Here is a 10,636-nt window from a genome sequence, read left to right as displayed (position 1 = left end):
GCCGAGGCCTACATCCTGACGAAGGAAGAGGGTGGCCGTCACACGCCGTTCTTCACCAACTACCGTCCGCAATTCTACTTCCGCACCACGGACGTCACCGGCATCGTGAAGCTGCCGGCTGACAAGGAAATGGTCCTGCCGGGCGACAACGTGAAGATGGACGTCGAGCTGATCAACCCGATCGCCATGGACAAGGGCCTGCGCTTCGCCATCCGCGAAGGCGGCCGCACTGTCGGCGCCGGCGTCGTGTCGGAAATCAAGAAGTAAGCCCCCCGAAACGCCCCAAACCGTCCACACGATGTGGACAGTTTGTGGACGGGCAAAACGATCAGGGCCGCCCCGCAACGGGCGGCCCTTTTTGTTGCGCAAGTTTGCCCTTGCGCAACGAAATCCCCCCTCGCGCCGCCGGTCCGCCTCATCCTCCCGGCCGGTGCCGGGCACCGGAAACCCGGACGGAACAAGGTCTTTTGGGCCCCGGCACTCACCGGGGGGATACCGGAAACCGGCGTTTTTCCCGGAAACGTGTCCGGCCGGACATCTGCCGGGTGTATTCTCGCCGCATGATCTCGCTCAGCGCCCTTCGCAACCACCCGCATTTCGCGCCCCTGTTCGCGCATGTGCCGGCATTCTTCTGGCCGGTGCTCTGGTGGTCGCTGAACCGGTTGCTGCGCTGGTATGCGTCGGCGGGTTTTGAAGACGTGCTCTTCGCCACCTCCCGCTGGGGCTGGGTCGAGATCGTCTGTCTGGGCGACCGCAAACCCGATCCCGCCGCCTATCGGCCACACGCGCCGGAGCGCCCCCGGTGGGACGATCCCGTCTGGTCCACGGATCTGCCGGCCGGGCTGAGTGCGGCGCCCGCCCTTGCGCGCGTTTCGGCGATGGCCGTCTGGCCAATCACCGGCGCCGCGCCCGCTTTTGCCCTCAATTCATCCTGACGCCGGGCAAGCCCTGTCTGCCTTGTCATCCGCCAACCGGCCAGCTCCCGCTGCGTCCGGCCGCACGTGCTGCGAGCGGGCTTGGCCAGCCTATCTGATGATCCGGATCGGGTCGGTCCCGTCCCAGCCTTCCGCCACTTTCCGGATGTGCGCAAAGGTCCGGCCCTTGGCGCCGCTGATGTCGGAGATCTCGATCACGGTGCCGGGATGCGCCTCGGTGTCGAAATAGGCGAAGCGCCCTTTCTCCCCGCCAATACAGCCCTCATGGCCGACCCGGTAGCCGAGCGCGAGCGCCTTGTCATAGAGGCCCTGATAATCCTCGGTCCAGTAGGACATGTGCTGCAGGCCCTCGTGGCCGGCGTCGAGGAATTCCTTGTACATTGAGGGCGCGTCGTTGCGGGGTTGGATCAGTTCGATCTGCAGGTCGCCGGAATTGGCGAGGGCAATGCTCATCTTTGCGTCCGATTCCTTGCCCCTGTGACGGAACCAGTCGGTCTTCACGTCCTCGATATAGAACCAGGGCCCGACGCCCATGACATTGATCCAATGGTTCATCGCGGCTTCGATGTCGCGCACGACATAGCCGTTCTGGCAGACCTTCCCGAAAATCCGGCTCATGAGGTATCCTCCCGGGCGCCAGTCTGCCTGGCTGGCACGCGGGAGACCAGCCTGAAGATAGGGAAGGGGGCGTCCGCCAGCGGCGGATCGAGCCGACACTTCAGCGCAGGGCCGGGCCGGGCGGAAACGGCCTGCAGATTCCCCCTGAACGGCTGTTGACGCATCCGATTCTCTCAACTAGAAGCCCCACTTCGCCGGGATGGCTGCGCTTTTGACAGCGAACGCTCCCTCGAAACTGACAATTTAACCCTACCGAAGCCCCCGGGCGCTCGAAGCTGACGAGCTGTCGCGCCCAGGGCCTAAGTGTTTTGCGCGGACGGAAGCGAGATGGAAAAACAAAATATCCGGATCAGGCTGAAAGCCTTTGATCACCGCGCGCTCGACTTGTCGGCGAAGGAAATCGTGAACACGGCGAAGCGCACCGGCGCGGAAGTCCGTGGTCCGGTGCCGCTGCCGACGCGTATCGAGCGCTTTACGGTCATCCGGTCGCCGCACATCGACAAAGCCTCGCGCGACCAGTTCGAAATCCGCACGCACACCCGCATTCTCGACATCGTCGACCCCACTCCTCAGACCGTGGACGCGCTGATGAAGCTCGACCTGTCTTCGGGCGTCGGCATTGAAATCAAACTCGAGGGAGGCCGCTAATGGCATTGCCTGCTCCCCGCACGGGCGTTCTCGCCCGCAAAGTCGGCATGACGCGCCTGTTCGACGCGGACGGCCGCCACGTTCCGGTCACCGTTCTCTCGCTTGACGGTTGCCAGGTCGTTGGCGTTCGCACCGAAGAGGTCCGCACCGTCACCACCAAGAAGGGCGGGGAAGTTACCCGCACTGACGGCTACAAGGCCGTCATCCTTGGCGCCGGCGACAAGAAAGCCAAGCGCACCGTGAAGGCGCTGCGCGGCCAGTTCGCCAAGGCCGGCGTTGCCCCGAAGGCGAAAGTCAAGGAATTCCGCGTCAGCGGCGATCTGCCGGAAGTCGGTTCGACTGTCCTCGCTGACCACTTCGTGGCCGGCCAGAAGGTCGACGTGACGGCCCAGAGCATCGGTAAAGGTTTTGCCGGTGCCATGAAGCGCTGGAACTTCGGCGGTCTGCGCGCCACGCACGGCGTGTCGCTGTCGCACCGCTCGCACGGTTCGACCGGTATGCGCCAGGATCCGGGCCGCGTGTTCAAGAACAAGAAGATGGCTGGTCACCTCGGTGACGAACGCATCACGACGCAGAATCTCACGGTTGTGCGCACCGATGTCGAGCGCGGCCTGATCTTCGTGAAAGGCGCTGTGCCGGGCCACGACGGTGCGTTCGTGGAAGTCCGCGACGCCGTGAAAAAAGCGCTGCCTGCTGACGCGCCGAAAGCCGGCTCGTTCAAGGCACCGGAAAAGATGACCGCCGGGGGTGAAGGCTAATGGAACTCTCAGTTAAAACCCTCGCCGGCAAGGCTGCCGGCAAGATCGAGCTGGACGACGCGATTTTCGGCATCGACGAAATCCGCGGCGACATCCTGCAGCGCACCGTGCGCTGGCAGCTCGCCCGCCGTCAGGCCGGTACGCACAAAGCCAAGTCGCGTTCGGAAGTGAACCGGACGACGAAAAAGTCGATCAAGCAAAAAGGCTCGGGCGGCGCCCGCCACGGTTCGCGCAATGCGCCGATTTTCGTGGGCGGCGGTGCAGCCCACGGCCCGCGCGTGCGCAGCCACGCCCATGACCTGCCGAAGAAGATCCGCAAGCTGGCACTCGCCCACGCGCTCTCTTCGAAGGTCAAGGACAGCTCGATCCTCGTGATCGACAAGGCTGAAATGGCCGCTGGCAAGACGAAAGACCTGGTTCAGGCGTTCAAGGGCCTCGGCATTGAAAACGCGCTGATCATCTCGGGCGCCGAGGTGAATGAAAACTTCGCCCGCGCCGCCCGCAACATCCCGAACATCGACGTGCTCCCGGTCGCCGGCCTGAATGTCTACGACATCCTGCGCCGCCGGACGCTCGTTATCACCAAAGAAGCCGCTGAGGGCATCAAAGCCCGCTTTGACGGCGTCGAAGCTGCGGAGGCTGAATAATGGCCGAGGTGAAACCCCACCACTATGACGTGATCCGCCGCCCGCTGATCACCGAGAAATCGACGCTCGTCGCCGAGCAGAACAAGATCATCTTCGAAGTGGCGCCGACCGCTGACAAGAAGGCGATCAAGGAGGCCGTCGAGGCCCTGTTCAAGGTGAGCGTGACAAAGGTCAACACCCTGACCCAGAAGGGCAAGACGAAACGCTTCCGGGGTTTCCTCGGCCGTCGCTCTGACGTGAAAAAAGCAGTCGTCACGCTCGCTGAAGGCCAGTCTGTCGATATTTCGACGGGCCTCTAAGGGAGAAGGACGAAACACATGGCACTGAAGACATTCAACCCGACTTCTCCCGGCCGCCGCCAGCTCGTGCTGGTGGACCGTTCCGCCCTGCACAAGGGCGCACCGGTCAAGGCGCTGACCGAAGGTCTGAACAAGAAAGGCGGCCGGAACAACCAGGGCCGCATCACTGTCCGCCACCAGGGCGGCGGTGCGAAGCGCCTGTACCGCAAGGTCGACTTCAAGCGTAACCGCTGGGACATCCCGGCTGTTGTCGAACGCCTCGAGTATGACCCGAACCGTACGGCCTTCATTGCGCTGATCAAGTATGAAGACGGCCTGCTCTCCTACATCATCGCGCCGCAGCGCCTTGAAGTCGGTGACACGGTCATCACGTCGGCCACCGCAGACATCAAGCCGGGCAACACCCTGCCGCTGAAGTCGATCCCGGTCGGCACGATCATCCACAACATCGAGCTGAAGCCCCAGAAGGGCGCGCAGATGGTCCGCTCTGCCGGCACCTACGCCCAGCTCGTCGGCCGCGACTCGGGCTATGCGCAAATCAAGCTCGCTTCCGGCGAACTCCGCATGGTGCTCGACAGCTGCCTCGCCACGATCGGCGCGGTGTCGAACCCGGACAAGATGAACGAAGTCAGCTCCAAGGCTGGCCGTACGCGCAACCAGGGCGTCCGCCCGACCGTTCGCGGTGTCGTCATGAACCCGGTCGACCACCCGCACGGCGGTGGTGAAGGCAAGTCCTCGGGCGGCCGTCACCCGGTCACCCCGTGGGGCAAGAAAACCCGCGGTCCCAAGACCCGCACCAACAAGGCAACGGATCGTCTGATCATCCGTCGCCGTAACGCGAAACGCTAAGAGGAGCCGCGAGACATGCCCCGTTCTGTCTGGAAAGGCCCATTCGTCGACGGCTACCTGCTGAAGAAAGCAGAAGAAGCCCGTTCGTCCGAAAAACGCGCCGTCATCAAGACCTGGTCGCGCCGCTCGACCATCCTGCCGCAATTCGTTGGCCTGAACTTCCAGGTCCACAACGGCAACAAGTTCATCCCGGTCACGATCTCGGAAGAGATGGTCGGTCACAAGCTCGGTGAGTTTGCTCCGACCCGGACCTATTACGGCCACGGCGCCGACAAGAAAGCGAAGAGGAAGTAGTCATGGCAAAGGCCAAGAATCCTCCGAAGCAGGCCGCGAACGAATCGCGCGCTGTGCTGCGCATGTATCGCTCCAGCCCGCAAAAGCTGAACCTGCTGGCTCAGCAGATCCGCGGTCTGAAGGTCGAGCGCGCGCTCGCCGAGCTGCAGTTCTCGCCGAAGCGTCCCGCCAAGGACGTTCGCAAGCTGCTGCAGAGCGCGATCGCGAACGCCGAGAACAACCATGGCCTCGACATCGACAGCCTGGTCGTTGCGGAAGCCCATGTCGGCAAGAACCTCGTGATGAAGCGCATCCGGGCCCGCGCCCGTGGCCGCGCTGCGCCGATCCAGAAGCCGTTCGCCCAACTCACCATCGTCCTTCGTGACACCAGCCAGACTGCGGAGGCCGCATAATGGGTCAGAAAGTCAATCCGATCGGGTTTCGTCTCGGCATCAACCGCACGGCCGACAGCCGTTGGTATGCTGACAGCGCCGACTTCGGCCGTCTGCTTCACGAAGACCTCGCGATCCGCAAGTCGATCCGCGAAAAGCTGAAACAGGCCGGCATCTCGAAGATCATCATCGAGCGCCCGCACAAGAAGTGCCTGATCACGATCCACACCGCCCGTCCGGGCCTGGTGATCGGCAAGAAGGGTGGCGACATCGAAGTGCTCCGCAAGGAACTTGCCTCGATGACCACCGACGAAGTTCGCGTGAACCTCGTCGAGATCCGCAAGCCGGAAATCGATGCGACGCTGATCGCTGACGATATCGCGCGCCAGCTCGAGCGCCGGGCTTCGTTCCGCCGCGCCATGAAGCGTTCGATCCAGTCGGCCATGCGCCTCGGCGCAGAAGGCGTGAAGGTCGTGGTTTCGGGCCGTCTCGGCGGCGCGGAAATCGCCCGCACCGAGAAGTACGCCGAAGGTTCGGTGCCGCTGCACACGCTGCGCGCCGACATCGACTACGGCACGGCCGAAGCCGAGACGACCTATGGCATCATCGGCGTCAAGGTCTGGGTCTACAAGGGCGAGATCCTCGAGCACGATCCGATGGCTCAGGACAAGCGCCTTGAGACGTCCGGTCAATCGCGCGCACGCGCCAACGCCAACCAGCGCGGTCCCGCATCGGGCGCGCAAGCTGCCGGAGCGTAATTCCAATGCGTCAACCGAAGCGAACCAAATTCCGCAAGGCCTTCAAAGGCAAGATCAGCGGACAAGCGAAAGGCGGCTTCTCGCTGTCGTTCGGTGAGTTCGGGCTGAAAGCCCTCGAGCCGGAGCGCGTGACTGCGCGCCAGATCGAAGCGACCCGCCGGGCCATCACGCGTGAAATGAAGCGACAGGGCAAGGTCTGGATCCGCGTGTTCCCGGATGTTCCGGTTACCGCGAAGCCGATCGAAGTCCGCATGGGTAAAGGCAAGGGTGCCGTCGACCGTTGGGTCGCGCGCGTCGCCCCGGGCCGGATCCTGTTTGAAATTGACGGTGTCTCGGAAGAAACGGCTCGCCAGGCGCTGGCGCTCGGCGCCGCAAAGCTCCCGATCAAGACCAAAGTCGTCAAGCGTATCGAGGGGATCTGAGGCCATGAAAGCTGCAGACGTGAGATCGAAAACGGCCGACCAGCTCAATGAGGAGCTGATCAAGCTGAAGAAAGAGCAGTTCAACCTGCGTTTCCAGGCGGCAACCGGCCAACTGGAAAAAACGGGCCGCGCGACGGAAGTTCGCCGCGACATCGCACGGATCAAGACGATCCTCCGCGAGAAAGCCCAAGCAGGCAAGGCGTAAGGAGACACCCATGCCGAAACGTACCATGAGAGGCGTCGTTGTTTCCGCGAAGCAGGACAAGACTGCCATTGTCCGCATCGAACGGACCTTTACGCACCCGATGCTGAAGAAAATCGTCCGCCGGTCGAGCCGCTACCACGCGCACGACGAAGGCAATGTCGCCGTCGAAGGTCAGACCGTGACCATTCGCGAATGCGCACCGAAGTCCAAGCTGAAGCGCTGGGAACTCGTTGCTGACGAAGGGAGTGACGCATGATCCAGATGCAGACAAACCTGCGGGTCGCCGATAACTCGGGCGCACGCCGCGTCATGTGCATCAAGGTGCTCGGCGGCGCTGGCCGTCGTTACGCCTCGGTGGGTGACGTGATCGTCGTTTCGATCAAGGAAGCGATCCCGACGGGTCGTGTGAAAAAAGGCGACGTGCGCAAGGCCGTCGTGGTTCGCGTGTCGAAAGACATCAACCGCGCCGACGGCTCGACGATCCGCTTTGACTCGAACGCGGCCGTTCTCATCAACAACAATGGCGAGCCTATCGGCACCCGCGTCTTCGGACCGGTTCCGCGCGAACTGCGTGCGAAGAACCAGGTGAAGATCGCCAACATGGCTCCGGAGGTCCTGTAGTCATGGCTGCGAAGATCAAGAAGGGCGACACCGTCGTCATCATTTCGGGCAAGGACAAGGGCACCAAGGGCGAAGTCCTGAAGGTGATCCCGGACGAGAACAAGGTTGTGGTTCGCGGCGTTGGCGTCGTGAAGCGCCACCAGAAGCCGACCCAGATGGATCCGGGCGGCCTCAAGTCGTTCGAAGCGGCGATCCACGTGTCGAACGTCGCCCATGTCGACCCGCGCGACGGCAAGGCCGTCCGCGTCGGTTTCAAGATTGACCAGCACGGCCGCAAGACGCGCTTTGCTAAACGCTCAGGGGAATCGATCGATGTCTGAGGCTTACGAACCCCGCCTCAAGCGGAAGTACCGGGAAGAGATCCGGGCGAAACTGCAGGAGCAGTTCAACTATTCGAACCCGATGAAGGTTCCGAAGCTCGACAAGGTCGTGATCAACATGGGTGTGGGCGAAGCTGTCGCCGACTCCAAGAAGATCAAGTCGGCCCTGGCTGAACTGGAGCGCATCGCAGGTCAGAAGCCGGTTGCCACCAAGGCCCGCAAGTCGATCGCCGGCTTCAAGCTGCGCGAAGGCATGCTGATCGGTGCAAAGGTCACGCTTCGCCGTGACCGGATGTACGAGTTCCTTGACCGGCTCACCACGATCGCGCTGCCGCGCGTGAAAGACTTCCGCGGTCTCAACGGGAAGAGCTTCGACGGCCGTGGCAACTACGCCATGGGTGTCAAGGAGCACATCGTGTTCCCGGAGATCAACTATGACGAGGTGGATCAGGTGCGCGGCATGGACATCATCGTCTGCACCACCGCCGAAACGAACGAAGAAGCCAAGGCACTCCTCGCTGAGTGCGGCTTCCCGTTCCGTAATTAGCGCCAGGAGATCTGCTTAGATGGCAAAGAAGAGCGCAATCGAGAAGAACAACAAGCGCAAGACGATGGTCGAGCGTTACGCCGCCAAGCGCGCCGCCCTGAAAGCGGCCGCGATGGACGAGAACCTGTCGCTGGAAGAACGCTTCAAGGCGCGCATCAAGCTCGCCCAGATGCCGCGCAACTCGGCCGCGAACCGGGTGCGTAACCGCTGCGAAGTCACCGGTCGTCCGCGTGCGTTCTATCGCAAACTTAAAATGTCGCGGATCGCGCTGCGGGAGCTTGGCTCGCGCGGACAGATCCCCGGTCTCGTGAAGTCCAGCTGGTAGGAGAGGAGGGAAGACATGAACATTTCTGATCCCCTCGGCGATATGTTGACCCGTATCCGTAACGCTCAGATGCGTGGCATGACGAAAGTCGTGACGCCGGCATCGAAGCTGCGCGGTCGTGTGCTCGATGTGCTCGCCACGGAAGGTTACATTCGCGGGTATGCCGAAATCGAGAAGGACGGTCACAAGTCCCTCGAGATCGAACTCAAGTATTATGAAGGCCAGCCGGTCATCTCCGAGATCAAACGCATCTCGAAGCCGGGCCGCCGGGTCTATTCTTCGGTCTCTGACATTCCGCTCGTGCGCAATGGTCTGGGCATCTCGATCCTGTCGACTTCGCAGGGTGTTATGTCGGACAACGCTGCGCGCGCCAAGAATGTCGGCGGCGAAGTGCTCTGCCGCGTATTCTAGGAGGCATGTAAGATGTCCCGTATCGGAAAACTCGCGATTGCTGTTCCTGCCGGCGCTACGGTGTCCGTCAGTGGTCAGACGATCAAGGCCAAAGGCCCGAAGGGTGAGCTTGAGCTCGTCCTGCCGGAAGTCATCACGCCGAAGCTTGAAAACAACGAGCTAACGGTCCTCCCGCGCGCCGACCTCCTGAAGGCGGCCAACGAAGTGATCGAAGCAGCGAAAGCAAAAGGCAAGCGTGCCCCGACGCTGGCCGAATCGCTGGATGCCAATGCCCGCACCCAGTGGGGTACGGCCCGCGCCCGCGCGGCCAACCTCGTTGACGGCGTCACCAAAGGCTACACGAAAACGCTCGAGCTCGTCGGCGTCGGCTACCGCGCCCAGATGCAGGGCACGGACCTGAAGCTGGCGCTCGGCTATTCGCACGATGTGGTGTACAAGGCTCCGAAGGGCATCACGCTGGCCTCTTCGAAGCCCACCGAGATCGTGATCACGGGCGCCGACAAGCAGGCCGTTGGCCAGGTTGCCGCCGAGATCAAGAAGTTCCGTCCGCCAGAGCCTTATAAAGGCAAGGGTATCCGCCTGCAGGGCGAATACGTCCGCCGCAAGGAAGGCAAGAAGAAGTAAGCCATGAAGACGTCACGCGAAAAGTTGCAACGCCGCGCCCAGCGCGTCCGCACCAAGCTCCGCAAGGTCGCCGAAGGCCTTCCGCGCCTGTCGGTCTCGCGCAGCCACAAGAACATCTCGGTTCAGGTCATCGACGACGAGAAGGGCATCACGCTCGCCTCGGCCTCGACACTCGAAGCCGACGTGCTTGGCGGTGCCAAGACCGGTGGCAACATCGAAGCAGCCGCGCTGGTCGGCAAGGCTATTGCCGAGCGCGCGAAAAAGGCCGGTGTCGAGGACGTTGTCTTCGATCGCGGCGGTTACATGTTCCACGGCCGGGTGAAAGCCTTGGCAGACGCTGCCCGTGAGGGCGGCCTCAAATTCTAAGGGAGTTTGCCTGATGGCTGAGGAAAGAGGAGAGAAGCGGGGCCGCCGCCGTGATCGCGAGCAACCTCGTGACCGCGACGAAGAAGGCTCCGAACTCGTCGATAAGCTGGTTGGTATCAACCGCGTCGCGAAAACCGTGAAGGGCGGCAAGAATTTCGGTTTTGCTGCGCTCGTGGTGGTCGGTGACCAGAAAGGCCGTGCCGGATTCGGCAAAGGCAAGGCGCGGGAAGTTCCTGAAGCCATCCGCAAGGCGACGGAAGAAGCCAAGCGCAACCTGGTTCGCGTTCCGCTTCGCGAAGGCCGCACTCTGCACCACGATGGCGCTGGCCGTCATGGCGCCGGCAAGGTGGTCCTTCGCGCTGCCCCTCCGGGCACGGGCGTGATCGCTGGTGGTCCGATGCGCGCTGTCATGGAAGTCCTCGGCGTCCAGGACGTTGTTGGCAAGTCGATCGGCTCCTCGAACCCGTACAACATGGTTCGCGCCACGTTTGACGCGCTCAAGGAACAGGCCAGCCCGCGTACCGTTGCTTCCAAGCGCGGCCTCAAGGTCCAGGATGTTGTCGGCCGCCGCGCCGATGGTGCGTCCGAGGCCGGCATGGCCGAATCGACGAACTGAGA

General features: G+C 62.7%; 21 protein-coding genes and 1 pseudogene. 21 read left to right on the top strand and 1 reads right to left on the bottom strand.

Annotated elements, in window-relative coordinates; translation table 11 throughout:
* Both tuf and GC148_RS03305 read left to right on the top strand, forming a co-directional pair.
* Positions 1-267, top strand: a pseudogene (tuf, locus tag GC148_RS03310) (elongation factor Tu); the annotation flags it as partial.
* A gap of 293 nt (positions 268-560) precedes the next feature.
* Positions 561-935 (top strand): hypothetical protein, encoded by a 375-nt coding sequence (locus GC148_RS03305; protein WP_291068653.1) that lies wholly within the window; start codon positions 561-563, stop codon positions 933-935.
* A 90-nt stretch (positions 936-1,025) separates the two neighbouring features.
* Here the strand turns inward: GC148_RS03305 and GC148_RS03300 are convergent, their stop codons facing one another.
* Positions 1,026-1,553, bottom strand: a complete 528-nt coding sequence (locus tag GC148_RS03300) for a VOC family protein (protein ID WP_291068651.1) — start codon at positions 1,551-1,553, stop codon at positions 1,026-1,028.
* A 327-nt stretch (positions 1,554-1,880) separates the two neighbouring features.
* Between GC148_RS03300 and rpsJ the strand changes: the two genes are divergently transcribed.
* The 19 genes from rpsJ to rpsE are packed head-to-tail and all read left to right on the top strand — an operon-like array spanning position 1,881 to position 10,634.
* Complete coding sequence (rpsJ, locus tag GC148_RS03295; RefSeq protein ID WP_291062841.1) at positions 1,881-2,201, top strand: 30S ribosomal protein S10; 321 nt, start codon at positions 1,881-1,883, stop codon at positions 2,199-2,201.
* A complete protein-coding gene (gene rplC / locus GC148_RS03290; protein WP_291068649.1) occupies positions 2,201-2,959 on the top strand; it encodes a 50S ribosomal protein L3 in 759 nt (252 codons plus the stop codon). The genes rpsJ and rplC overlap by 1 nt, the downstream gene beginning before the upstream one ends.
* On the top strand, positions 2,959-3,606 hold the full coding sequence (gene rplD, locus GC148_RS03285; protein WP_291068648.1) for a 50S ribosomal protein L4: 648 nt from the start codon (positions 2,959-2,961) through the stop codon (positions 3,604-3,606). The genes rplC and rplD overlap by 1 nt, the downstream gene beginning before the upstream one ends.
* Positions 3,606-3,905, top strand: a complete 300-nt coding sequence (locus GC148_RS03280) for a 50S ribosomal protein L23 (protein ID WP_291068646.1) — start codon at positions 3,606-3,608, stop codon at positions 3,903-3,905. Before rplD ends, GC148_RS03280 begins: the two co-directional genes overlap by 1 nt.
* 18 nt (positions 3,906-3,923) lie before the next feature.
* The gene (gene rplB / locus GC148_RS03275) at positions 3,924-4,754 is read left to right on the top strand and encodes a 50S ribosomal protein L2 (RefSeq protein ID WP_291068645.1); all 831 of its coding nucleotides are present in this window, start codon (positions 3,924-3,926) and stop codon (positions 4,752-4,754) included.
* Between the two features lie 15 nt (positions 4,755-4,769).
* On the top strand, positions 4,770-5,048 hold the full coding sequence (gene rpsS / locus GC148_RS03270; RefSeq protein WP_291068644.1) for a 30S ribosomal protein S19: 279 nt from the start codon (positions 4,770-4,772) through the stop codon (positions 5,046-5,048).
* Between the two features lie 2 nt (positions 5,049-5,050).
* Positions 5,051-5,440, top strand: coding sequence for a 50S ribosomal protein L22 (gene rplV / locus GC148_RS03265; protein ID WP_291068642.1), 390 nt, complete (start codon positions 5,051-5,053; stop codon positions 5,438-5,440).
* Positions 5,440-6,177 (top strand): 30S ribosomal protein S3, encoded by a 738-nt coding sequence (gene rpsC / locus GC148_RS03260; protein WP_291068640.1) that lies wholly within the window; start codon positions 5,440-5,442, stop codon positions 6,175-6,177. Before rplV ends, rpsC begins: the two co-directional genes overlap by 1 nt.
* A gap of 5 nt (positions 6,178-6,182) precedes the next feature.
* Complete coding sequence (gene rplP / locus GC148_RS03255; RefSeq protein ID WP_291068638.1) at positions 6,183-6,599, top strand: 50S ribosomal protein L16; 417 nt, start codon at positions 6,183-6,185, stop codon at positions 6,597-6,599.
* Positions 6,600-6,603: 4 nt separating this feature from the next.
* Positions 6,604-6,804: a 50S ribosomal protein L29 gene (gene rpmC / locus GC148_RS03250; protein WP_291068636.1), complete on the top strand. Its 201-nt coding sequence runs from the start codon at positions 6,604-6,606 to the stop codon at positions 6,802-6,804.
* A 10-nt stretch (positions 6,805-6,814) separates the two neighbouring features.
* The gene (gene rpsQ / locus GC148_RS03245; protein WP_291062822.1) at positions 6,815-7,060 is read left to right on the top strand and encodes a 30S ribosomal protein S17; all 246 of its coding nucleotides are present in this window, start codon (positions 6,815-6,817) and stop codon (positions 7,058-7,060) included.
* The gene (gene rplN, locus GC148_RS03240; RefSeq protein WP_291068634.1) at positions 7,057-7,425 is read left to right on the top strand and encodes a 50S ribosomal protein L14; all 369 of its coding nucleotides are present in this window, start codon (positions 7,057-7,059) and stop codon (positions 7,423-7,425) included. Before rpsQ ends, rplN begins: the two co-directional genes overlap by 4 nt.
* 2 nt (positions 7,426-7,427) lie before the next feature.
* Complete coding sequence (rplX, locus tag GC148_RS03235) at positions 7,428-7,745, top strand: 50S ribosomal protein L24 (RefSeq protein ID WP_291068632.1); 318 nt, start codon at positions 7,428-7,430, stop codon at positions 7,743-7,745.
* Positions 7,738-8,292 carry a 50S ribosomal protein L5 gene (gene rplE / locus GC148_RS03230; protein ID WP_291068631.1) on the top strand — a complete coding sequence of 185 codons (555 nt, stop codon included), beginning with the start codon at positions 7,738-7,740 and terminating at the stop codon, positions 8,290-8,292. Before rplX ends, rplE begins: the two co-directional genes overlap by 8 nt.
* 19 nt (positions 8,293-8,311) lie before the next feature.
* Positions 8,312-8,617, top strand: coding sequence for a 30S ribosomal protein S14 (gene rpsN / locus GC148_RS03225; RefSeq protein WP_291068629.1), 306 nt, complete (start codon positions 8,312-8,314; stop codon positions 8,615-8,617).
* A 15-nt stretch (positions 8,618-8,632) separates the two neighbouring features.
* Positions 8,633-9,028: a 30S ribosomal protein S8 gene (gene rpsH, locus GC148_RS03220; protein ID WP_291068627.1), complete on the top strand. Its 396-nt coding sequence runs from the start codon at positions 8,633-8,635 to the stop codon at positions 9,026-9,028.
* A gap of 12 nt (positions 9,029-9,040) precedes the next feature.
* Positions 9,041-9,652: a 50S ribosomal protein L6 gene (gene rplF / locus GC148_RS03215; protein WP_291068625.1), complete on the top strand. Its 612-nt coding sequence runs from the start codon at positions 9,041-9,043 to the stop codon at positions 9,650-9,652.
* A 3-nt stretch (positions 9,653-9,655) separates the two neighbouring features.
* The gene (gene rplR, locus GC148_RS03210; RefSeq protein WP_291068623.1) at positions 9,656-10,018 is read left to right on the top strand and encodes a 50S ribosomal protein L18; all 363 of its coding nucleotides are present in this window, start codon (positions 9,656-9,658) and stop codon (positions 10,016-10,018) included.
* Positions 10,019-10,031: 13 nt separating this feature from the next.
* Positions 10,032-10,634 (top strand): 30S ribosomal protein S5, encoded by a 603-nt coding sequence (gene rpsE / locus GC148_RS03205; protein WP_291068622.1) that lies wholly within the window; start codon positions 10,032-10,034, stop codon positions 10,632-10,634.
* Positions 10,635-10,636: the final 2 nt, after the last annotated feature.

This window comes from Hyphomonas sp. (genome assembly GCF_016125515.1).
Taxonomy (GTDB): domain Bacteria; phylum Pseudomonadota; class Alphaproteobacteria; order Caulobacterales; family Hyphomonadaceae; genus Hyphomonas.
The sequence above is the reverse complement of the archived record's forward strand: the minus strand, read 5'-3'. Positions and strand labels throughout refer to the sequence as shown.